This window comes from Streptomyces sp. NPDC058308 (assembly GCF_042880275.1).
Lineage (GTDB): Bacteria > Actinomycetota > Actinomycetes > Streptomycetales > Streptomycetaceae > Streptomyces.
Genome location: NZ_JBHVZA010000029.1, coordinates 51,203 through 73,016 on the forward strand (window position 1 = coordinate 51,203; position 21,814 = coordinate 73,016).

Consider the following 21,814-nt stretch of genomic DNA (forward strand, 5'->3'; position numbering starts at 1 on the left):
CGCCCCGGTCAGCCCGTGGCGTTCCGCAGGCGGACGGGCAGAGTCTGGTGACCGTTGCTGAGCAGGGAGCCGAGCGGCTTCAACTCCTCGGCGGGTACGGCGAGTTCGAGCCGCGGGAAGCGCTCGAAGAGCAGCCGCAGGGCCGTGCTGACCTCGAGACGGGCGAGCGGGGCCCCGAGGCAGAAGTGGACGCCGTGGCCGAAGGCCAGGTGCTCCTTGAGCGTGCGGGTGATGTCGAAGGCGTCCGCGCTCTCGCCGTGCCAGTCGGGGTGACGGTTGGCCGCCGCGTAGGAGGCGAGGATCGCTTCGCCCCGGGCGATGGTCTGCCCGTCGGGCAGTTCGATGTCGGTCACCGCGAACCGCAGCGGCAGGTGCCTGACCGCCGGTTCCAGGCGCAGGGTCTCCTCGACGGCGTCGTTCCAGTCGGCCTTCCCCGCCTGCAGGAGCGCGAGCTGGTCGGGGTGGGCGAGCAGCTGGGTGATCGCCTGGTCGATGACGTTGACGGTGGTCTCGTAACCGGCGCTGATCATCAGCAGGAGCGTGTCGCGCAGCTCGTCCTCCGAAAGGCCGCCCTCCGCGTCCTCGTCGCGCGAGGTGATCAGGAGAGAGGTCATGTCGTCGCCGGGCTCGGCCCGTTTGGCGGCGATGAGCAGGTGCAGGGCCTCGTACAGTGCCTTGGTGTTGGCCTCTGACTGCTCGGCGGTCAGCGTGGTGTCGAAGACGCCGTCGACGACCCGGCGGAAGGAGTCCTGCTGCTCGGCCGGTACGCCCATGAGCCGGCTGATGACCGCGATCGGCAGCGGGTAGGCGAGACGCTCGCGCAGATCGACGACCTCGCCGGGCGGAAGGGCGTCGAGGTCGTCGAGGATGCCCGTGACGACCGCGTCTATGTTCTTCCGCAGCGCGGTGACGCGGCGGTGGCTGAACGCGGGGGCGACGATGCGCCGAAGACGCCGGTGGTCCGACCCGTAGGCGGTGAACATGTTCTCCACCGCGACCCACAGGGCGAGCGGCCACCGTTGGATCGCCTCGTTGAAGTCCGGCCAGTGCGCGCGGGCGTCCTTGGAGACGCTCGGACTGGTCAGCAACTCCTTGAGCAGCGCGGGGTCGGTGACGGACCAGGCGGTCACACCGAGGATGTCGACGCGGGCCGCCTGGCCGTGAGCGCGCAACTGCTGGTGCTCGTCGTGTGCGCGGGCCCCGGTGGGGTCGAGGACGATCGGCTTCGTGGACAGGGTCATGGTGTGGTCCCTTCAGACGGATGCGACGGCGGGGAACAGGACGGGCAGAGCGGCGAGCGCCCGGTGGAAGGGCCCGGGGCGCCAGACCAGCTCGCCGGGGGCGGTCGCGAGATCCATCTCGGGCAGCGCGTCGAGCAGGTGAGTGATGGCCGTCTCGGCGATGAGATAGGCGTGCGGGCGGGCGGGGCAGGCGTGCGGGCCGGTGCTCCACGACAAGTGCGCGCGATTGCTGGCGATGCGCTGGTCCCCGAGGGTGGGATCGTTGTTGCAGGCGGCCATCGAGATGACGACCGGCTGGTGCGCAGGGAGCAGGAACCCGTCGACATCGACCGGGTGCGGCGGATAGCTGATGCAGTAGTTCGCCAGCGGCGGGTCGGTGTACAGCACCGTGTCGAGCGCTTCACGGACCGAGGAGCCCCCCGCGTGCAGGTCGCCGGAGAACTGGTCGTCGATGAGGATCCTGAGGACCGTGTTGGCGATGAGGTTGGTCAGCGGCTCGATGCCGGCGCCGTAGAGCGTGACGAGCTGATGCGCCATCTCGACATCGTCGAGAGCCGCGGAGTGCGACAGGAGCCGGGAGGTGATGTCGTCGCCGGGCTCGCGCTGACGCAGCGCCACCAGATCCGCGACGGCCTCGGAGAGGATCTGGTTGCCGCTCGCGGCATCCACGCCCTCGAAGATCTTGGCCATGCCGTCGGCGATGCGGCGGCCCGTCTCGTCCGGGCAGCCGAGGAGGGCGCTGAGGACGCGGAAGGCGATGGGCCAGGCGTACTGGCTCAGCAGATCGGCGCCTTCGGAGTCCCGGAACTCGGCGATCGTGGCGTCGGCGACCCGCTCGACCACCTTGCGCAGCTCGTGCTGGTCGACGGCGTTGATCGCGTCGCTGTTCGCCGACCGGTAGCGAGTGTGCGCCGGACCGGTCGAACGCAGCGCGTTGGGGCGGCCCTCCATCATCGGGCGGACCGGGCAGCTCTCGGGTATGGACTGCTCCCACACCCCCGGATCGGCCGGGAACCGCAGCGGGTCGTTGAGGATGCGCCGGGCCTGAGCGTAACCGATGACGAGAGTCGCGGGGACGTCGGGGACGAGATCGACCGGGACGAACGGCCCGAACTCGGCCCGCATCCGCGCGTAGGCGGCGTGCGGGTCGGCCGCGAACTCGGCTCCGTACAGGGCGATCCGGCGCTCCAGGGCCGCGTCGGTCGAGGTCAGGCTGGTCACGGGCGGGGCTCCAAAACGGGTGCGTGCAGGTCGGACAGGTACTCGCAGAGAGTGATCAGGGCCATGACGCTGGAACTGCCGTCACGCGCGTCACACGTCGTCAGCGGCGTGTGCGCGTCCAGCTGGAGTGCCTGACGGATCTCGTCCAGGTGGTAGAGCGGGGCACCGTCGAAGAGGTTGATCGCCACGGCGTACGGCGTGCCCTGCTCCTCGTGGAGCGCGAGGATCTCGAAAGAGGCCTCCAGATTGCGGGTGTCGACCAGCACAAGGGCGCCGAGAGCACCCTCGGTGAGCCCCGCCCACATGGGGCGGAAACGCCCCTGACCGGGAGTGCCGAACAGATACAGCACCAGGGCCTCGCTGAGGTGCAGCCGCCCGAAGTCCATGCCGACGGTCGTGGTCGTCTTCCGCGGCGTCCGCGCCAGATCGTCCACCCCGGCGCTGGCCTGCGTGATCCGCTCCTCCATGCGCAGCGGCGGCACCTGGGAGACACTGCCCACGAACGTCGTCTTGCCGACGCCGAAGCTCCCCGAGATCACGATCTTCGCTGACCTGGTCACCCCGGGAGGTACGAAGATGAGGCCGTCAGACGAGGGCGCGGAGACCACGCAGTACCTCCTGGAGCAGATCGGTTTGGGGTTGGTCGTCGTCGGCGGCGACAGGACGGGTCAACAGGCCCTCGTCGATGAGGGAGGAGACCAGGATGCGGACCGTGGAGGGCGGGAACTCCAGGGCGGCCGCGATGTCCGCGACCGCCAGCCCACCGCCCCCCGCGTGGGTGAACAGGCCCATCACCCGACGGGCGTCCGCGCTCAGGCCCTCGGACGAGCCGCTCGCGGCGAGCAGCACGGTCTCCAGGCGCACAGCCGGATCGGCACGGACCCGCCCGTCGGTACGGACATAGGGTCTGACCAGGTCCGGGTCTCGCCGCGGCCCGCTCACGTCGTCGGCAGGCCTTCGACGGAAGGACCCCGCGGGGCGACCTTCATCTCGTGGCCGACACGCTGGGCCAGCTCCAGCATGTGATGGGTGATCAGGCCGATGTCGGCGTCAGGACCGGTCGTCTGCACCGACAACATGGTGTTGCCCCCGGCCTGGGTGATCAGGCCCACGTGGTTGGTCAGCTCGATCAGGGCCTGCCGGGTGCCGCCACCGCCGGTCTCCTCGTCGTACGCGAGCGCGGCGGCACGCACGGCCGCCGTGATCGCGGCGAACTTCTCCGCGTCGTCCTGCTCGATGCCGGCCGTCTTGGAGTGCAGGAGCCCGTCGGAGCTCATCAGGACCGCGTGCCTGACACCCTCGAGGGACCCCAGTGACCGGTCAAGGAGCCAGCCGAGTTCATTGCCGGTGGTCACGATCAGGCTCCTTCATGCGTGGTGGTCGATTCTTCCGTGCGCGCGCTGCGCGTCCCCTTCGCCCAGGCGGCGGCGATGGCGGGACGGCCCGGTGCCGCCTGGCCGCCGGACGGGGCCGCCCGTCCGCCCGCGGGGGCGGTCGTCCGCGAACGGACGGTCAGCCCACTGGCAGTGGTGCGTTTGGCGGGCACCGGCTCGGCGCGCGGCAGCGGGGCGGGCGGGGGCGTGGCGGACGTGGTCAACAGGCTCTTGGGAATGAACATGTAGACGCGTGTCCCGCCGAACGGGTTCGGGGCCTCCAGGTCGATACGGAACCCGTAGTCACCGGCGAGGGCCGCCGCGGCCCGCAGGCCGGTCTGCGGGTGGGCGCCGAGCTGGTTGATGTCGTCCCGCCGAGCACCCGTCAGGATCGCCCTGGCCCACGTCAACTGCTCGTCGTTCATGCGCAGTCCGGCGTCGTCCACGATGACCGACACCCCGTGGTGCCCCTCCTGGAAGGACACGTGGACCCGCGCGGAAGAGGGGGAGTAGCGGACCGCGTTGTCCAGGAGCACCGCCAACGCGTGCACGACGGGACCGACCGCCCGGCTGGTCACCGTGACGGCGAGCTCCTGATGCTCGACGCGCTCGTACTCCTCGATGCTGCCCATGGCCGCCCGCACCACGTCCGTCATCGGGGTGGCCGGCCAGCGGCGGGACAGCTTGCCCCCGGACAGCACCACATAGTTCTGGGCCACGAGCAGCATCTGCTGCGTGGGGTGGTCGATGCCCACCAGCGTCTCGTAGGCCTCATCGCCCTCGTGCCGCCGCACGCCGTGGCTGACCCGCTGGCTCAGCTTCGACGCCATGCCCACCATCGCGGACGACACGGCTCGCACCGCCGCCCGGCTGGACTCCTCGGCGCTCTCCCGCGCCCGGGCCACCTCGTCCTGCGCGTTCTTCCGTGCCTCGGTTATCTGCGCACTCGTACTGGTCTGGGCGTCGTACTGCACCTTGCGCACCGTGTGGGCCGCGGAGTCCGCCAGCCCCGCGAGGCGCTGCGCCAGCGTGGTGTTGACGAGCGCCTCGGGCAGTTCGATGTCGACACCGTGGCCGGTACCCAGACGCTCCGCCTCGGTCCCCAGCCGGGGAATCACACCGTCGGCGAGCTGCGCCAGCACCTCCTCGGTGGCGCGCTGGCGTATGGCGATCTCCTCGGCCTGGCCGCGGAGGCGGTCGCTCGTACGGCGCTCACCTCGGTACTGGTCCCAGAACCGCCAAGCCGCGCTGCCGGCGGCCAGGGCCAGAACTGAGGGCACCACGGTGGTGGCCTGCGTCAGGTCTGTCATCACGTCCTCTACAGGTGTCGAAGGGGGGCGAGGAAACGGTTCGTCCGCTCCGAAGCGGAATCCATCGCTCAAAATCGGCCACGACGCGCCTCGCCGACCAGCCGGCCGGAGCGAGCGCACCGCCCGGCGGCGGCTCGAAGCGGAGGCCGATCACGGGTTTCCCAGGGCTGTCGGGACCCGGCGCATGCCGGGGCGGAAACGGCCGACCCGGAGGCATCGGCGAGTCGGAACGCATTCCAACTACGCGAGGAACCGCGCGGGTTGACGCGTGAACCTGAAAGCCGGCCGGAGAGGAGACACGGTGGCCGGGCAGATCCGGTGGCCGCGTCGAGGCTCCCTCGACGACCCGGCCTGTCTCACCGTACTCATCAGCACTTCCTGGCTTCCCCTCGGTCACAGCAGACTTACGGCAGCACACATTTCGGCCAACTAGCGCATAAAAAAAGCCAGTTGGTCGACTGCTGCAAACAATATCCTGTCGTATCTACCAACCGTTTGGCCAGATGAGCCGACGGATCATGAGACGAGCCGGACAGCGGCGGGCGCGCCGCGTTGACCGCTGTCCCTCGCACCGCTAGGCGTACTGCGCCGTTGCGTGCCGGTATCTCGCATTCACGATCGTTACGAAGCGCCTGCTCCCGGAGCGCGCGGTTTCCACGAGCTCCGCCCAGGACTGTCCATTGTCGGGCGCGGTGGTACCGGAGCTGTCCGCGTGGCCGCCCACCGACACGTCAGCCTCCCGGCGTTCCACGCTTTCGACGGCGCCCACCCGGTGCGGGGCAATCCACTTCGACGTGCGCGTCGCCCTGGAGGTGGCTCAGCGTGTGTCCGACAGGTGCGGGGCGAGGAGGTCCGCAACGGTCTTGAGGTGGTCGGGTGAGGCGATGGCGTGGTGGGTGCAGTCGAGGCTGTGGTGCGTGATACGGCCGGTGATCCAGGGCCGCCACGTCTCGCTCGTAGGGGCGTGCGCCGGCCGGTTGCGGGAGGCCTGGAAGTAGAGCAGGTCGCCGTCGAAGGGGCGCGGAGTGTGGGTGGGCAGGAGAGCGGCGTAGTGCGCAAGGAGAGCCTTGGCGGTGGCGATCTGCTCCTCGTGCAGCACGCCCGAGAGGCCTTCGGGCAGAGCCTCGTGGGTAGAGGACAGACCGCCGGAGGAGGGATCAGCGGGGGAGGCGAGGGGCGCCAGCGGCAGGCCGAGGGCCTCGTGCAAAAGCTGGCGGATGAGGCCGTCGTCGGGGTGCTCCGGCAGTGGGGGCGTGTGCTGGATCGGGGCCGAGTCGAGCATGGCGAGCAACTGCACGTCTTCCCCCTCGGCCGTGAGCCGCGCGGCGAGGGCCTGGGCCAGCGCGCCGCCCAGGGACCAGCCAAGCAGACGGTAGGGGCCGCTGGGTTGCACGGTGCGCAGGGTGTGGACGTAGCGGGCGATCAGCTCATCGAAGGTGGTCACCGGAACGCCGTCATGGCGGGGGTCGGGGGCCTGCAGGGCGTAGACGGGCAGACCGGCCGGCAGGTGACGCGGCAGCGGGGCGTAACACCAGCCCAGTCCGCCCGCCGGGTGGACACAGAACAGGGGCGGCTGGTCGCCGGTGGGGCGCAGCGGAAGCAGCATCTCCTGGGCGGGCGTCGACGGCGCGTCGAGGGTGAGGAGTTCGCTCAGGGCGGCGACGGTCGGCGCCTGATAGAGCGCGCCCAACGACACGGTGGCGCCCAGCTGTTCGCGGATGTGCGTGATGAGCTTGGCGGCAGGCAGGGAGTGACCGCCCAGATCGAAGAAGTCGTCGTCGATACCGACCTCGTCCACGCCAAGGACCAGTGCGAACAGGGCACACAGCTCCTTCTCCGGACCGGTCCGCGCGCCCCGGCCCGATCGTGCGGTGGCGGTGGGGGCGGGAAGAGCCGCGTAATCGAGCTTTCCGTGCGCGGTCACGGGCAGCGTCTCGTGGAAGCTGAAACTGGCGGGCACGAAGGCCGCCGGAAGCCTGCCGGCGATGAAGGCACGGAGTTCGCCGGAGCTCGGCCACACACCGCTCCCGGGCCGCTGGGCGGGCAGCATGTGGGCGGCGAGCTGAGGCCCCTCGGCACCGTGGTGGACGGTGACGGCGCAGCGGCTCACCGCCGGATGCCGGGCCAGGGCGGCCTCGATCTCACCTCGCTCGATGCGTACGCCGTGCAGGTTGAGCTGGTCGTCGACCCGGCCGAGGTACTCCAGGTCGCCGGTGCTGGTCCAGCGGACGAGGTCGCCGGTGCGGTACAGGCGGGCGCCCGGCGGGCCGAAGGGATCCGGCAGGAAGGCGCGCGCCGTCTGCTCCGGCTGGTTCAGATAGCCGCGGGCGATCTGCGCGCCGCCCAGGAAGAGCTCGCCGGTGGCCTGGGCGGGCAGGAGCTTGCCCGCGGGGTCCAGGACGTACGCGTTCACGTTGTACCCGGGGCGCCCGAGGACCGGCCGCTCACCCCGCTGGTCAAGACGGCAGTAGATGGCGTCCACGGCGGATTCGGTGGGGCCGTAGTAGTTGTAGAACGTCGTGGCCCGCTGGCGGCGCAGCTGCTGCCAGAGGTCGCTGTCCAGGGCCTCCCCGCCGACCATCACCGTCGACGGCCGGTGGGGGAGCCCGGCGTCGAAGAGGCCGGCGGTCATGAGCCGCCGCAGGAGGGTGGGGGTGAGATCGAGGAAGTCCAGGCGCTCGGCGACGATGTGGGCCACCAGTGCCGCCGGGTCGTGGCGGACCTGGTCGTCGATCACGTGCACCTCCTGGCCGGCCGCCAGGAAGAGCGGCCCTTCCCAGAAGGTGTCGAAGCTGAAGGACGCGGTCAGCGCCGCGCGCAGCCGGTGCCCGATCCGCCGCGCCGCGGGCAGGATCAGTTCCTGGAGATGGTCGGTGAAGAGGTTGGCCAACTGGCTGTGTTCGACCACCACCGCTTTGGGCCGGCCGGTGGTGCCGGAAGTGAACGCCAGGTAGGCCGCGTCCTGCGCGCTCACCGCACGCACACGCTCCCGGTCCTCCAGATCCTCGGCCGACCGGCCCGCCAACTCCCCGGTGACGGCGGGGTCGTCCAGGCGCAGCACGGGGATGCCGTCGGGCACGTGCGCGGCCGTCTCCCCGGTCGCCAGCGCCACGAGCGGCCGGGCGTCCTCCAGCAACGTGTGATTGCGAGCGGTGGGGGACCCGGTGTCCAGCGGCACGCAGGCCGCGCCCGACTTGAGCACCGCCAGCAGCGCGATCATGAAGTCGGCGCTGCGGGGCAGGGCGAGAGCGATGTGCCGGTCGGGTCCGGCACCCGCCGCCTCTGTGAGCAACCGAGCCAGCTGATTGGCCCGTCCGTTGACCTCCCCGCGTGAGAGACGCACGCCACGACAGACCAGCGCGGTCGCCTGCGGCGCACGCCGCGCCTGCTGCTCGAAGCGCGTGTGCAGCCAACCGGCAGCCACCGCACGGGTACGCCCCCGGCCGGCCGCCAGCAGCTGGGCCCGCTCGGCGTCGGTCAGCAAGTCGATGTCGTCAAGGCGCTGCTCGGGGCCTGACTCGGCGAGGAACCGCAGCAGATGCGTGAACCGGCGGTGATGGGCGGCGATCTCTTCACGCGGGTAGAGAGCCGGATCGGCCTGCAGGTCGATGCGGAGCGAACCATCGGAGGGGCGGTCATAGACGTTCACACTCATGCCGGTGACCGGGCCGTTGGACAGATTGTGCACGACGGCCGGGTGCGGGCCGAAGGACAGCTGCGGGTCGTAGGTCATGACGTTGATGCCCCAGTCGTCCAGGCACCCCTCCAGCCGTCGCCCCGCCCCGAGCTCCCGTACCAGGTACCAGAACGGGTAACGCTGGTGCCGCACCAGCCCCTTGGCCGCGCCCGACGTGGCACCCATCAGATCGGCCACCGTCTCGGCGCCGTCCAGAGGAACGCGCAGGGGGAGTACGTTGGCGAGCATGCTCGGCACCCGACGCGTCGCGGGACCGCGCCCGGTCACCGTCACATCCAGGACCGCTTCCTGCCGACGGCCCAGCCGCTGCACGTAGAGCGCCAGGGCAGCCATGGCCGCACCGGCCAGGTTCGTGCGGCAGCTGCGCGCCAGGGCACGCAATCCCACGGCCGCCTCCGGGCCCACATACCCGGTCACCCGCTCGAAGGTCCGCGCCGGCATGAGCCACCGCTGGGAGGAGTGCGCGGCGCGCGGCCAGTCGGCCAACTGGCCTGCCCAGTAGTCCCGGTCACGGGCCAGCAGGGGCGAGGCGTGGTACTCCGCGTTGTCCGACACGGCACGCGCCAACGGCTCCAGATCGGACGCCGGTACCGGAATCCGCGCGTCCAGCGCGCTGTAGACCTGCGTCAGCCGCCCCAGGAAGAGGCCCATGCTCCAGCCGTCCATCATGATGTGATGGACGGCCAGGTAGAGGAGGAACCGGTCCGTGCCGGTGCGCAGCACCGCGAAGGAGAAGGACGGACAGCGGCGCAGATCCACCGTCCTGCGCAGATCGGCCCACATCCACCGCTGCGCGGCCGCCTCCGGGTCCGCCTCCCCCCGCAGGTCCACCACCGGCAGCGGCCACTGTGAGCACGGCTCGACCACCTGCCACACACGCTGCTCGCCATCGGTCTCGAACCGGACCCGCAGCATCTGTGTCTCGGCGACCACCTGGCGCAGCGCCCGCTCCAGCAGCTCTGGCTGGATCCGACCACGAATCTCCACGAACTCCGCAGCCCGGAAGGCGGGGTTGTCCGGCTCCATCTCCTGCGCGAACCACATGCCGAGCTGCGCGGCCGTCAAGGCCAGCCGCTCCTCGGAGGGCCGCCAGTCGCCCGAGCGTGTCTTCGGCACAGTGACTTCTGGGGCAGCAGTGGCTTGGCGCGTAGTCATATTGGGTCAACGGCCCACTTGGCGTCACGGTCACGGGTGGCCGCTACTCCTACTGGACCGGAGAGAAGTTCACTCCGCTCAGGCCGGCAGGGGAGCGGACGTTCGACTGGCAGATGGTGCCCGCGGTCAGGCGGCAAGGGGTGCGGCAAGGAATACAGCCGAGAGGCTCGTCGTGGCCGACGGCCCAGGCAGTCATGCGGCCCAGGAGGGCGTCGCGGAAAGGGTCCGCCGTGTTGGAAACGGGGCGACGTCCCGTCTGTTGGGGCCCGCCGTCTTAGGCGACGGTCCGCCTCCACCCGGGTACGCCGGCGGCGGGTGCCTGTCGTTCGTTTCGGGCCGTGGCGGTGAGGCGTGCGGTGAAGGTGACCTCGTTGTTTTGGTGGCCGGTGACGTGAACGGTGTGAGTGTCGGGACGGGTGGTGGGTCGGGGGGTGGCAGTGATGTAGCAGGGAACGGCGAGTTCGACATAACGGTGCCACTCGGTGTGGGAGTGGGTGAGGAGGGTGTTGCGAGGGAGCTGGGGGTGGGCGCTTTGGCGAGCGGCTTCGATCAGGACCATGCCGGGGATGTGGTCGCCGTCGTGGTCGAAGAGCACGGGGTGGCGGGGGTCGGCGTTGAGGCGCCAGGTGTGAGGTTGGCGGGTGGGGGCGAGTACAAGATCGCGGGAGTGCGTGCGGCCGAAGGCGGTGGGGTCTTGGTGAGTGGGGCTGTAGCGGAGATCGCTGAGGGTGGGGGTGGTGGGGTGGGAGCTGGTGCGTATGCGCCGGTAGGCGGCGGGAGAGATGCAGGTGAAGCGTCCGCGGCCGGTGGCGATGACGCGGTCATTGCTGACGATGGCGAAGTCGGCGCTGAAGTGGGAGCCGCGGGAGGCGCGGATGAAGGTGACGTTGATGATGAGGTTGGTGGGGGTGTCCTGGATGCCGAGGTGTTCGGGGTGAGTGACGACGGTCATGTCTTGCATGACGAAGTGGTGGCTCAGGGGGACGTCGTGTTCGGTGTGCGCGAGGTAGATACCGATCTGGCGGAAGGTTTCGCACACTTGGAGGTGGTCGTGACCGAGGCCGTCGGCGGTGGTGAAATAGGTGTGGGCGCGAGGCCATTGGCCGGTGAGGGCGTAGGTGTTCCGGCCGGTCTTCTCGTGTCCGGTGAGGAAGACCTCGGCCTGGGCGGTGCGGTGAACGTACTCGCGGTGCACGGTGGTGGTGAGCCGGCGTAGCGGGACGGGCTGCCGCCCCGCGCGGAGTATGCCCTGCGGCGCGGGCGGAATCAGTGCGTCCCATCCGTGCTGGACGGCCAGTGGCTCTTGCGGGATCCGGGTGGCAATGGTGGCTTGCGGAGCCTGCCCGTGCTGGGTGGCGCGCTCATGCCGGGTGGCCGACCCGTTCTGCCTGCTCAAGGTGACGGTGGCGACCTGAGCATCCGGCGGGTTGTTTGAGTTCTGGTTGTTCCGGGCGTCTTGCGAGTGAGTCAGGACCAGACTGTTCATGAACCTCTCCCCCTGGAGGTGAATGAAAGTAAGTCAATAACATACATACCCACCGGTTTTCTTTTCAAGTGCCGGTGGTGATTGCATGCGGTCAGGCCACGGGAATAGGGGAGAGGTGCGGGCGCCGGTAATTCGTGACGCTGGGTAGTTACGTTTTCGGTGGCAGTCGGGCCTGGGGTGAGGGTAAGAGGAATTATTCCGTCCGCTTATCGAAGGGAAACCGGGATGCCGGTTTCTTATTGGGTTTCGCCCTCCCGGTCTGGTGGCGGCCGTGTCGTGGAGTTCGTGCTATTTCGTGGGCGGTACGCAATGTCGGCTCCGTTTCTGCTGCAGCGTGGTGTTCGCCGATGATGGCAGGGTGTCGCGTGGTGGGGCGAGGGTTGGGCTGGCGTCGGACGTCGCCGTGATGGCCGCGGGAAGCGGGGTTTTTGTGACGGTTCAAGTGGGTCCGAGCGATACAAGTTCGAGTGAGGGTGATGCGGGTGTGGCCAGTGGGGGAGTCGTGTCCGGTGCTGGGCAGGCCCGTGAGGGGCTGGCTGGTGGCGGCTTGGTGGATCCCTCGGGAGGACACGGGCAGGGGTTGGAACACCTGAGTTTGGTGGCGGTGAATATCGACGGGGTGTTGCTCAATGACAGTTTCGGCCCCGTGATCCGGCGTCTGGTCGAGTCGTGGGGCGGGGTCTACGGGGCGGAGTTGGAGCAGGCATTGTTGTCGCAGCCGCAAATGGTGGCGGCGCAGGCGGCGTCGGATGTTCTGGGAGGAAGCGCACGGGACCTGCTTGCGGCGTATTTCGAGGAGCGGGATCGATATGTTCGCGAGCATCCGGTACGAGTCCTCGACGGGGCGCGGGAGCTGTTGGAAAAGCTGCGTGCGCTGGGGGTGCGTGCGGTGTGTTATGGAGGACTGGAGCGTACGCACTTCGATCAGTATCTGGGTTCTTTGGCAGGGTATTTCGACGAGCCGGCCTATGTGTGCACCAATGACTTCCGCCCTGGTATTCGAGAAATCACGAATATGTTCGGTTTGCGGTTTGACCAGGTGCTCTTCATTGACGATGTGGCGCGGGTGGCGGAGGCGGCCAGGGAGCTGGGGGTGGCCTTCGTCGGGCACCCCAGTGACTACGAGAACGGGTTCCAGCGGCCGTTGATGGAGCGGGCCGGAGCCCGGCACGTGGTGCGCTCGCTCGGTGAGATCGATGAGGAGCTGCTGCGGACGGTGGATGCGGAGGCGGCCGTCGGGGCCAGCTGGCCTGCGCACGGCCCTGGGGCCTGAGGAACAGTGGGCCGGGCCCTTCTTCGGCGAGGTAGCTGAGTTGTGGGTCCGGCGTGAATTCGTCGGCTACTGCTACTGAGGATGGTGTGTCGACGCGGTGCAGGAACATCAGGCGGCCTCTGCCGCCTGGCCGGGGCGGCGGCCTGGGATCGGGGACGCCGCCTCAGGGGGTCCGCGTTGCGGCAGCGACCCCCCTCCTCGGTGGCCGGCAGGGGGGAAGTGCCGGTCGTCCAACTGGGGGATGTCAGTGGCCCGGATGGGGCGGCGGGCGGAGCGGGCCGCTCAGTAGTGGGGCGCACTGAGTACTGGTGGCAAGTGGGCGCTGCGGGCCGGTAGTTGTGCGACTGCTGTTGGTGTGCCGGGTCGGCGCGAGTGGGGCCTGTTATGGCTTGACCGCCGGGCTGTTGTGTCCTACGGGGCCCGGTTAGCGCGGTAGGGGGCTGACGGCCCGATGTCCCCGGTTTCCGTACTCCCGCTCTCTTGGCGGTGTGGCTGGTGTGTGGCAGGTTGCTGAATGGGGGCTTTCGCCCCTCGTGTCGCTGCTCCGGGAGGCTGCGGTGGTTGGTTCTCGGCATCGGTCCTGTAGCCGTGAGGTCTCGAGAGCCAGGAGGTCTGGCCTGCCTCGGTGTGCCCGGGCGCCGTTCACTGCGCAACATCGCTGCGGCGCGTCGCCCCTTGGTCTCCCTTGCGCCTTACGCCTTGTTCCTGGGCGGAGAGCCTGATAGGGCAATCCGGTCTGATCAGCGGAGCGTTGAGGGAGTCGGGGGTTGGGGGAATGGAGGGGGGTGGGGATTTGTCGGGCGTGGGGGCGCCGGGCGAGGACTTGTCAAGATCTTCAGCGGGGTCCTTACGGGGTGTTGTGGGTAAGGTATGTCCACGAAGGTTTGTTATTCAGGTCCGCTGCCTACCCGATACGGGCACGGAGTGCAGGGGAGGTCACGTGGCGCAGCAAGAGCGTGCTGTTCGAACCCGCCGCGCGGTGTTGGAAGCGGCTGCGTCGGTTTTTGCCGAGAACGGATATTCGGCGGCTACGGTGTCGGACATCCTTCAGAGGGCCGGGGTGACCAAGGGAGCTCTGTACTTCCACTTTGATTCCAAGGAGGCCTTGGCGCGGGGGGTGTTGGAGGCGCAGGTCGCCTATGCAGCATCATCTCAGGAGCTGAAGGTCCAGGAATGGGTGGATGGGGGACTGCTGCTGGCGCATCGGCTGCCGCGGGATCCGATGGTACGGGCCGGAGCGGTGCTCTCCTCAGATCCGCAGGGCAGGGAGCACTATGGCAGTGCGTGGCCGGCGTTGATCGACTTTTCCGCGCAGATCCTTGCCGAGGCCAAAGAGCGTGGTGAGGTGTTTGCACATGTGGTGCCGCGGCAGACCGCGGAGCTGATCGTGGGTGCTTTCCACGGGGTACAGCTGTTTTCGCAGCTGGAGTGCGGACTGGCCGATGTCGAGCGGCGGATCGCGGTGCTCTACGACCACTTGATACCGGCGATCGCGGTGCCGGCCGTGCTGGCGCGTCTGGACCTGGCTCCGGACCGGGGGGCGCGGCTGTATGCACAGGCGGTGGCGGTCGACGCGTCCGCTCTGGCGGACATCGCCCGTTGATCCCGCCCGTGGCTCTTTCTGAGCCAGCCGCGGGCTGAACGCCCGCCGCCGGCGTGTTTCGTGGCGACGGAGAGAGACCAGCACTGCACGCGTATAGCGCCGAGAGTGCGCAGCACCGGACCCCGCGCGCTCCCGCAGCGCTGGCCCCGCACCCAGCGGAGCAAAGCGCCTGGCCACGGGCAATGGTTCAACAGACACAGCGGCCCCGAAAGCGCGAGCGTGTCCGGCCTGCGGTCCGGGCCTGGGATTCGTGCCGGGATGGTGGGTTCACCAGGTGGTGGCGCCGCCATCCACGGGCATGGTGGCGCCGGTGACGAACGAGGCGCGGTCGCTGCACAGCCAGGCGGCGGCCTCGGCGATCTCCTCGGGTTCGGCCATGCGGTTCTGCGGGGAGGAGGCTTTGCTCTTGGTTTCCTGGCCGGGGAAGCGGGCGAACCAGTCCTCGACCATCTCCGAACGGGCCAGGCCAGGGGCGATGGCGTTGACGCGGATGTTATGGGGCGCGTATTCGACCGCGGCGACCTTGGTGAGGCCGACCACGGCGTGTTTGGCGGCGATGTAGGGGGCCGCTACGGAGGTGGCGATCAAGCCGGCCACGCTGCTTGTGTTCACGATCGCTCCGCCCCCGTTTTCGATCATTACGCTGATCTCGGGACGCAGGCAGTTCCATACCCCGCGCACGTTGGTGTCCATGATCAGGTCGTAGGCGGAGTCGTCCATCAGGTGCAGGGGGGTCTTCTCCACGGCGGTGCCCGCGTTGTTGAACGCCACGTCCAGGCGTCCGTGGGTGTCCACCGCGTGGGCGACTGCCCGGCGCATGTCGGCGGCGATTTGAACGTCCGCGGTGCAGTAGGAGGCCTGCGCGCCCTCGGCCCGCAGTTCCTTGACCAGCAGCGCCAGGCGGTCCTCGCGCCGGGAGACCAGCACCACGTGTGCGCCCTCGCGGGTGAACACCCGCGCCGCCGCCGCGCCGATCCCGCTGCTCGCGCCGGTAATGAGGGCGACCTTGCCCGCGAGCGAGCCCTGAGCCTGCGTCATCCTGCCTACTTCCCCGTTGTCTCGCGCGGCGCATGCCGCAGCGGGCCGCTCCCGCCCGGCGGGCTGCGACCACTCCGGTAGCTTAGCGTGCGCGTTCGATAACAGGGGCCGCATCCCTGGTCTTTGAGATCACCTCGCCCCTCCGTCTCCACTTCTCCGGTCTCTTCTTCTTCGAGTTGCGTGGTGCGCGGCGTGGTCTGGGTGTGTCGTGGTGCGCCGGGACGTCGGCATGGTGTCTGCCTGCCGTGCCCCGCCCTGCCGTTGTCCTTGCCGCGTCGGGTGGCTGTCAGAGGGGCGGCGCTCGACGCGCTTCGATGAGTGAGCCCTGGTGCGGAGGGCTTGGATACGTCTCGCCGGTCTGGTCCGCTGCCGAGGCTGCGTTTCGGATCGGCCAGGTCGGCTGGGTTGCGGCTTGCGTGGGGGCGTTTCGGGGTGGGCGTGGGGGGTTGGTCTCAGGGTGTGGGCGTGGGTGTGGCTTCGGTTGCGGCCTCGGGGCTGGTGATGGTGGGGAGGAGGAGTTGCCAGAAGTGGGTGAGGGGGGTGGGGGTGAGGTAACTGGGGTTGGTGCGGCTGAGGATTTCGAGGCCGGTGGTGGTGGCGAGGATGGTGTTGGTGAGGGCTTCGGGGGTGATGTGGGGGGCGAGGGTGTGCTGGTGGACGGCTTGGATGACGTGGTGGTGGATGCAGGTGTGCCATTGATGCCGGAGGTTGTGGGGGGCGGGGGTGTGAGTGTCGGTATTGAGGCGGAATCCGGCGCGGACGATGGGGTCGTGGTGGAGGAGGTGGGCTATGTGGTGGGTGAGGTTGATGAGGTTTTGGAGTGCGTTGGTGTGCTCGGGGGGGATGGCATTGATGGTCTGGTGGAGGGTCTGGGCGGCGGCGTGTTGGACGGCGTGGGCGAGAGCGGCTTTGTTCTCGAAGTGGAAGTGCAGGGCGCCACGGCTGACTCCGGCGCCGGTGCTGATGTCGTCGAGGCTGGTTTTCGTGTAGCCGTGGCGTTCGAAGAGTTGTGCGGCGGAGCGGATGAGTGCGGTGCGGGTCCGGATGGCCCGTTCCTGCTTGCTCACTGGTGACTCCCGTCGAGAATGGTTTCCGGTCAGCATATGAAACCAACTTGGCGGTTTGATAACCAGGGGGAGGGTGGGACGGGTTGTCCGGGTGGTCAGGCGTGACGTGTTCCGTCTGTTCGGTTCCGGGGTTGGCGGGGTGGGTCACCTCGGCCTTTGCTTCGGCTTCAACTCTGGTCCTGTGCTGGCGTGTTGGCTGGAAGGTAGGGGATCCGCTTCGGCGCCGAGGCGCGGGGTGGTGGCGGAAACTTGCCGCAGGAAAGTGGTTGAATCGTAACCTGAAGAAACCGCGCGCGTGGTTTGTTGAGCGGGTCGTGCTCGCCTGCCTGTCCGTCTGCCTGCGTATCGCCCGCCTCATCGTTGGCGGGCGCGGAGAAGCCGTACGCGGCCACGAAGTCGTTGCCGTACGGGTTGGGCATCTGGTGCTGGACGGTGTCGCAGGAACCCGGCAGGCCCGCGCGCCGCACCACCTTGCGGATGTGCGGCCAGAGCTGGCGCTGCACCTGACGGAAGGGGGTCACGGTGGTGATGCACAGGGCGGCGCAGACCGGAGAGACGTTGATGAAACCAGACGGCGGCGCGGGCGGCCGGATGCGTCCTGACCAGGCCGAACCCGGCTGACGCGGCCATCCTTTTGTGGTCGACGACCGCGTCCAGGACGGCGCACTGCTTCGGCCACAGGCTTTCGTCGAGGACGTCGTGACGTGCTCGCCGCCCGCAGCCAGGACTTCGCGGCGGGTCTCGTAGTAGTGGCGGGCGAGGGGCAGTGTGCTGGGCATGGTCGTCATGCCGGTGGGAACGCCGACGCGTCCGATTCTGTGACAGCGTGCCTGGCCCCGCCCTCCCTGCTCGGGCTACTTGCTGGCGGTCGCCTGCTCGTCCGCGGCTGTGGCTGTGGGCTGCTTGTCCGCCTGGGCCTGCTGGAGACGCTTCAACGTCGCGGTGAGCATGGCCTGCGCGCCTGAGGGGTCGCCCGCGGTGCCGCCGTCGACCTTCACGCGGATGTTGGCCTTGCCCGAGCGGCTATAGCCGTAGACGCTGTCGTCGCTGATGCCGGGGTTGATCACAAGCGTGCTCTCGTCGCCCACCGGCTTCGTCGGAGCTTGCTGCTTGCTCTTCTCGTCACCCTTCCACGCGGCGTAGGCGCGGTGTGCGTCCTTGGCCGTCTCGAAGAGGCAAATGTGCACATAGACCATGTTGAGCGTGGAGCCGTTGTACTCGTACGAGGCATCGGCACCCCGGACCCAGCCCTTCGGGGCAGAGTCGTCGTCACTGTCCTGGCAGTACTGCCCCTCGGTCACCGACTTGGTGCCGTGCAGGGAGTAGCCGGGAAGCAGCTCTCCATCACCCGGCACCGCCTGGGAGATCTGTGCCTGGGCAAGATCCTTGGTGATCGGCTTCAGGGCCGGGGCGGAGATCTGCTTCTCCCCGTCCGAGGTGGAGTCCGGCTTGTCGCCGCTGGAGTTGGAGGAGCTGGAGGAGCTGGAGGAGCAGGCGGTGAGCGCGGCCATCCCGAGGAGGGCAGCAGTAACGGCGACTCGTATACGTGACATGAGCACAGCTTATCGACCTTGATCATCGACGAGCCGCGCCCGCTGGTTCGCAGTCGAGTCTCCCTGCCGAGGGTGCCGACCATGCCCGAGTGGAGCGAAGGCACCGTAACTACTTGATGGTCTTACTTGGTGTTCTTGCTGAAGGCGCCTGATGTGCCGGGACCCGGTTCATCGGTGACCGGGTTCACCAGCGCCGGAATTTTCAGGCCCCGGCGCTCCCTGGTGGGCCGGGGACTGAAAACCCAGCCCCGGTGGTGCTTCGGGGCCGGGCGGAAGGGAGGGTCAGCGGCCGCGGCGCTTGTCCTGGATCTGATGCCATTGCTGTTCCCAGGTGTCGATGGTCTGGAGGGCGGCGGGCGTGTCGAGCGGTTTAGCGTCGCGCTGACCTGGTGGTACGCAGGTGCTGCGCGCGGGCAGCGTTCACCGGGCCCATCAGACGGGGGGCGTCGTATATGTCGCTAGATTGACCATATGCACATAAGAAAGATCGTCCTCGTTGCCAGTCTCGCCCTTGGGCTTACTGCCACCGTTTCCGCTTGCGGAAGCAGTGGGAGTGACGGCAAATCGAGCGAGTCGGCCGACCCTGCGCAATCGTTCGTGGCCCAGGCCGTGAAGGACAACGGCGGCTGGATCAGCGAGGACGAAGTCCGGGGCCTGTCCGTCAAGAAGATGTGCTCCGAACCTGAGGACGAAGCCACCGCAGTGGCGGAGGTCAGCGCTGATCTGATTACCATCGGCAACCTTGCGGCCGACAAGGGAATGTCCGATGCCAGGGCTGACAAGGCTGCCGAGGATGCCTCCCGCGCCCTCTTCAAGAAGCACTGCCCGAGCAAGCTGCCAATCCTGGACAAGGCCGTCAAGCAGTTCGAGGAGTAGCAGAGATACGAGAAGCAGGGGCCTGATCACAGGCTCCTGCTTCCGTGAAGCGGTGCTCTCAGCGGCGTACGACCGCAAGCTGTGGCAGCGGTCAGCCAGTGCCACCGAAGAGGTGGCCGTACCCGCCGGTGCCGCCTGTGTCGGCGGGCAACACCGACGACTGCCGAGGTACGACGGCGGAGCCGCCTTCGGCCTGGCACTCGAAGTCGTACAGCAGGCAACTCGCCCCCGCAGTCGGGCCGGCGCTCTGCCCGTCCTGCGGCTTGCTGGCGGGTTTGGTCGGCTGGGCCGAGGACGGACGGGACGACTCCGGGTCGGGCGTGGCGCTGCCCCCGAACACGGCGATCGAAGCGAGGGCGGCGCCCACAATGACGAGGAGGGCGCCGACTACGAGGCCGACGGTGCGGCGGGAGGGCGCTGGAGCGTTCATGGCGTTCCTTCCGAGCGGGACTGGGACGCCGCCGATGGTCGCGGAGCGGGGCTCGTGTCGCCCCGAGGGCGTTGGTCAAGGGTGACGGACGTGGCCGCGGCTGCGCCACCATGTGGCGATGCACGAGGCGCCGTTGGAGGGCTGGGCGCGCAGACGCGAGGAGCGCCGGGCCGCCTCGAAGGGGAAGCTGCGGGCGGTGCCGCTCACTCAGGGGCCGCACCGCGGGGCGTACGTCGATCCGTACGCCCCGTGGGGGGTCCAGGAGTGGACAGGCGTGCCGTGTGAGACGGTCGGCGTCGTCAACGACTTGGCGGTCGCGAAGGCTTTGCTCCACCCGTCACAACCGGTCGAGTCGAAGCCTGCTCACTGGGGCCGTCCGCCGGGACTGGGACCGGGTTGCGGTCGGCACCAGAAGCTTGCATGAGCCAGCCGATACGCGCTCGCTGGTCCAGCGTCTCAGGATGATTTTGAATCCCTTGGTTCCTGGAGGCTGTTGAACGACGTGGACGTCATGGACAAGGCGTCGCAGCAGGCCCGTGAGCTCGTTGAGTAGGTGTTTCTCCACCTCGGTGCAGCAGGTCAGAGCCCATCTGGTGCCCGCGGGGCAGAAGTAGCCGTGCGGGTGGTACGGCGTAACCGTGGGCGGCGGGCAGACGTGAAAGACATACCTGTATTCGATCTCAACTGCCCATGCCAGCGCAGAGCTTCGGTTCCATGAGTAGTTATTTCTTTTCCTCGTCCTCCTTCGGTGGGTAGTCACCGCTCGTCATGGGCGGTGAAGAGGGCCAGCAGCGCTTGAACGGGGGCGTCGGCCTCCGCTGGGTGGCGGAGGCTGCTGTCGAGGTGAACGGTGTAGTGCGTGCGTCGCCCGCGCCGTTCCCGGCTGAGGTAGCCAGCCTGGTCGAGGTGGCGATGACGGCCTGGGCGGTGCGTACGGTGATGTGGCAGGCCGCGGCAATGTCACGGCTGCGTGAGGTGGGGTCGCGGGCGAGGGCCAGGAGCACGCGGGCATGGTTGGTGAGGAAGGTCCACGAAGTCACGGGATGACGTGCTCGGTTACCTTCGGCCGCTTCAGCAGATCGGTGGCGACCTGCGCGGCGACCTCGTCGTTCCGGGTCTGGTCGGCGACCGCCGCGGCCTTCTCGTCCAGCGTGACCGGGCGGTCGACCCGCTGGCCGACCACGCGCTTGGCGCCGTCCGGCGTCCACTGCCGGGCCCCGGTGCGCGGGTTGAACGGCGCGTCCTCGATGGCCGCCCACCGCTCGCCCTCGTCCGCGACCGAGGCCAGGATGCGGTGCACGGTGAACGACACCCCCTCCTTGCGCTTGCCCTTGAGCCACCGGTTGGCGGTGTAGCGCCAGTCCTCCACCGTGCTCCGCTCCAACGCCGACACCGTCCGCGAACAGCTGCAATGACTCCGCCACGGTGAACAGGTCCTCCGTGCCGTTGGGCATCGACCCGCCCACCGGACGCATCGTTTCAATCTCCAAAGCCATGTAGCCCAGGGAGAACTGGGCGCGGGCGACCTGCGCGATCAGTTCCTCGGCCTGCGCGACGAGCTGTTCGTAACGCTGCCGTGTGACGTTCCCGACCCGGTCCTTCACCTAGGTCATGACGACCAACACCCTCACGGGGCCGGCCCGGCCGCTCAGGATGCGACCGGGCACAGGGGCGCCGGCCCCGGTCACCGTCCACCCGCGTGCGAGCCCGAGCGGCGCAGACAGTGCGCGAGCCGGGAGCACCGGAAGCACCCCTCCAGAGACTCCAACCCCCGCGCAAAACAAGGGGTGTTGAAGGTTCAGGCGAGGCGTTCTCCTACGGCGCTTCCGCAACACCAAAACGCGACGCCCGCCGCTGCTGGCAGGCCCGTACCCGGCGCCGGTTGGAGCAGTACACCGCCGACCTCGACCGCTCCACCCCCACCGTCCACGACCGGCCGCACACCGGACACTCCGCCTGCTCGCCCCGCTGTATCGCAGCCACCCGCAACCGGGTCCGGCGCATCCTCCGCCACCGCCGCGACCTGCACCGACTTGAGCAGAACACCGCGGCCGCCGCCATCGTCACCGGCAACGGATCACCACACTCCCGGCAATACCGCCGAACCGTCCCGCCAGCCCCCACACCGCCGATCATCCAGCCGTCTCTGCCTCACGGCCAGAGTTCAAAGACATGACGACTGCGCAGGTCGCCCCTCCTGCCCAGCGCGGAGCCGTCTTCCGCATCGTCGCCGGTATCGGCACCCTGCCGGGCCTCGTGGCGCCGTTCCTGACCGGCCACCTCATCGACACGGCCGGCACCGCGGCAGTCGGCTACACCACCGCCTTCCTGGTCGCCGGCGCGGTGATGCTCATGACCGGCGCCTGCGCCCTCACGGCCATCCGTCCGGAGCGGGACGCACAAGGGCTGGGGCTCGACGCCGGGCCCCAGCCCTGAACCGCATCGCATCAGTGGTCACCAACCGGACAGGTGCACCTCGGCGAGGACCCTC

19 protein-coding genes are annotated in these 21,814 nt (G+C 68.9%); 5 read left to right on the plus strand and 14 right to left on the minus strand.

The genetic code is table 11. From position 1 onward, the window contains the following. Positions 1-8: 8 nt before the first annotated feature. The 8 genes from ACFVYL_RS30885 to ACFVYL_RS30920 form a co-directional block, all read right to left on the minus strand. A complete protein-coding gene (locus tag ACFVYL_RS30885; RefSeq protein WP_389721765.1) occupies positions 9-1,241 on the minus strand; it encodes a cytochrome P450 in 1,233 nt (410 codons plus the stop codon). A 12-nt stretch (positions 1,242-1,253) separates the two neighbouring features. After that, positions 1,254-2,462 carry a cytochrome P450 gene (locus ACFVYL_RS30890; protein WP_389721767.1) on the minus strand — a complete coding sequence of 403 codons (1,209 nt, stop codon included), beginning with the start codon at positions 2,460-2,462 and terminating at the stop codon, positions 1,254-1,256. Beyond that, positions 2,459-3,022, minus strand: a complete 564-nt coding sequence (locus ACFVYL_RS30895) for an ATP/GTP-binding protein (RefSeq protein WP_389721769.1) — start codon at positions 3,020-3,022, stop codon at positions 2,459-2,461. The genes ACFVYL_RS30890 and ACFVYL_RS30895 overlap by 4 nt, the downstream gene beginning before the upstream one ends. 25 nt (positions 3,023-3,047) lie before the next feature. Further along, positions 3,048-3,404 (minus strand): DUF742 domain-containing protein, encoded by a 357-nt coding sequence (locus ACFVYL_RS30900; RefSeq protein WP_389721771.1) that lies wholly within the window; start codon positions 3,402-3,404, stop codon positions 3,048-3,050. Further along, a complete protein-coding gene (locus ACFVYL_RS30905) occupies positions 3,401-3,817 on the minus strand; it encodes a roadblock/LC7 domain-containing protein (RefSeq protein WP_389721773.1) in 417 nt (138 codons plus the stop codon). Before ACFVYL_RS30905 ends, ACFVYL_RS30900 begins: the two co-directional genes overlap by 4 nt. 2 nt (positions 3,818-3,819) lie before the next feature. Next, positions 3,820-5,145: an ATP-binding protein gene (locus tag ACFVYL_RS30910; protein WP_389721775.1), complete on the minus strand. Its 1,326-nt coding sequence runs from the start codon at positions 5,143-5,145 to the stop codon at positions 3,820-3,822. Between the two features lie 817 nt (positions 5,146-5,962). Further along, positions 5,963-9,958 (minus strand): amino acid adenylation domain-containing protein, encoded by a 3,996-nt coding sequence (locus ACFVYL_RS30915; RefSeq protein WP_389721777.1) that lies wholly within the window; start codon positions 9,956-9,958, stop codon positions 5,963-5,965. 313 nt (positions 9,959-10,271) lie between these two features. Beyond that, positions 10,272-11,393 carry a ScbA/BarX family gamma-butyrolactone biosynthesis protein gene (locus tag ACFVYL_RS30920; RefSeq protein WP_389721779.1) on the minus strand — a complete coding sequence of 374 codons (1,122 nt, stop codon included), beginning with the start codon at positions 11,391-11,393 and terminating at the stop codon, positions 10,272-10,274. Positions 11,394-12,063: 670 nt separating this feature from the next. Here ACFVYL_RS30920 and ACFVYL_RS30925 point away from each other — a divergent pair. Next, positions 12,064-12,756 carry an HAD family hydrolase gene (locus ACFVYL_RS30925; protein ID WP_389721781.1) on the plus strand — a complete coding sequence of 231 codons (693 nt, stop codon included), beginning with the start codon at positions 12,064-12,066 and terminating at the stop codon, positions 12,754-12,756. 940 nt (positions 12,757-13,696) lie between these two features. Beyond that, positions 13,697-14,359, plus strand: a complete 663-nt coding sequence (locus tag ACFVYL_RS30930; protein ID WP_389721783.1) for a ScbR family autoregulator-binding transcription factor — start codon at positions 13,697-13,699, stop codon at positions 14,357-14,359. A 267-nt stretch (positions 14,360-14,626) separates the two neighbouring features. On the opposite strand, the gene ACFVYL_RS30935 is transcribed toward ACFVYL_RS30930, so the two are convergent. The 4 genes from ACFVYL_RS30935 to ACFVYL_RS30950 form a co-directional block, all read right to left on the minus strand. Beyond that, entirely contained in the window at positions 14,627-15,397 is a 771-nt protein-coding gene (locus ACFVYL_RS30935) for an SDR family NAD(P)-dependent oxidoreductase (RefSeq protein WP_389721785.1), read from the minus strand. 452 nt (positions 15,398-15,849) lie between these two features. Next, positions 15,850-16,464, minus strand: a complete 615-nt coding sequence (locus ACFVYL_RS30940) for a ScbR family autoregulator-binding transcription factor (RefSeq protein ID WP_389721787.1) — start codon at positions 16,462-16,464, stop codon at positions 15,850-15,852. Positions 16,465-16,631: 167 nt separating this feature from the next. Then, positions 16,632-17,243: a hypothetical protein gene (locus ACFVYL_RS30945; protein ID WP_389721789.1), complete on the minus strand. Its 612-nt coding sequence runs from the start codon at positions 17,241-17,243 to the stop codon at positions 16,632-16,634. A 75-nt stretch (positions 17,244-17,318) separates the two neighbouring features. Beyond that, entirely contained in the window at positions 17,319-18,017 is a 699-nt protein-coding gene (locus tag ACFVYL_RS30950; RefSeq protein ID WP_389721791.1) for a hypothetical protein, read from the minus strand. Between the two features lie 471 nt (positions 18,018-18,488). On the opposite strand from ACFVYL_RS30950, the gene ACFVYL_RS30955 reads away from it, so the two are divergent. After that, entirely contained in the window at positions 18,489-18,893 is a 405-nt protein-coding gene (locus ACFVYL_RS30955; RefSeq protein ID WP_389721793.1) for a hypothetical protein, read from the plus strand. A 91-nt stretch (positions 18,894-18,984) separates the two neighbouring features. Here the strand turns inward: ACFVYL_RS30955 and ACFVYL_RS30960 are convergent, their stop codons facing one another. Continuing rightward, complete coding sequence (locus ACFVYL_RS30960; protein ID WP_389721795.1) at positions 18,985-19,323, minus strand: hypothetical protein; 339 nt, start codon at positions 19,321-19,323, stop codon at positions 18,985-18,987. A 118-nt stretch (positions 19,324-19,441) separates the two neighbouring features. Between ACFVYL_RS30960 and ACFVYL_RS30965 the strand changes: the two genes are divergently transcribed. Next, positions 19,442-19,747: a DUF6087 family protein gene (locus ACFVYL_RS30965; RefSeq protein WP_389721797.1), complete on the plus strand. Its 306-nt coding sequence runs from the start codon at positions 19,442-19,444 to the stop codon at positions 19,745-19,747. Positions 19,748-20,359: 612 nt separating this feature from the next. On the opposite strand, the gene ACFVYL_RS30970 is transcribed toward ACFVYL_RS30965, so the two are convergent. Continuing rightward, positions 20,360-20,707: a DUF6192 family protein gene (locus ACFVYL_RS30970; protein WP_389721799.1), complete on the minus strand. Its 348-nt coding sequence runs from the start codon at positions 20,705-20,707 to the stop codon at positions 20,360-20,362. 788 nt (positions 20,708-21,495) lie between these two features. On the opposite strand from ACFVYL_RS30970, the gene ACFVYL_RS30975 reads away from it, so the two are divergent. Further along, entirely contained in the window at positions 21,496-21,759 is a 264-nt protein-coding gene (locus tag ACFVYL_RS30975) for a hypothetical protein (protein WP_389721801.1), read from the plus strand. Positions 21,760-21,814: the final 55 nt, after the last annotated feature.

Excerpts from the sequence above, each read along its gene's own strand:
- ACFVYL_RS30885 (WP_389721765.1), bottom strand. The coding sequence starts at position 1,241 with ATGACCCTGTCCACGAAGCCGATCGTCCTCGACCCCACCGGGGCCCGC.
- ACFVYL_RS30910 (WP_389721775.1), bottom strand. The coding sequence starts at position 5,145 with ATGACAGACCTGACGCAGGCCACCACCGTGGTGCCCTCAGTTCTGGCC.
- ACFVYL_RS30935 (WP_389721785.1), bottom strand. The coding sequence starts at position 15,397 with ATGACGCAGGCTCAGGGCTCGCTCGCGGGCAAGGTCGCCCTCATTACC.
- ACFVYL_RS30945 (WP_389721789.1), bottom strand. The coding sequence starts at position 17,243 with ATGCCCAGCACACTGCCCCTCGCCCGCCACTACTACGAGACCCGCCGC.
- ACFVYL_RS30950 (WP_389721791.1), bottom strand. The coding sequence starts at position 18,017 with ATGTCACGTATACGAGTCGCCGTTACTGCTGCCCTCCTCGGGATGGCC.
- ACFVYL_RS30955 (WP_389721793.1), top strand. The coding sequence starts at position 18,489 with ATGCACATAAGAAAGATCGTCCTCGTTGCCAGTCTCGCCCTTGGGCTT.
- ACFVYL_RS30960 (WP_389721795.1), bottom strand. The coding sequence starts at position 19,323 with ATGAACGCTCCAGCGCCCTCCCGCCGCACCGTCGGCCTCGTAGTCGGC.
- ACFVYL_RS30965 (WP_389721797.1), top strand. The coding sequence starts at position 19,442 with ATGCACGAGGCGCCGTTGGAGGGCTGGGCGCGCAGACGCGAGGAGCGC.
- ACFVYL_RS30975 (WP_389721801.1), top strand. The coding sequence starts at position 21,496 with ATGACGACTGCGCAGGTCGCCCCTCCTGCCCAGCGCGGAGCCGTCTTC.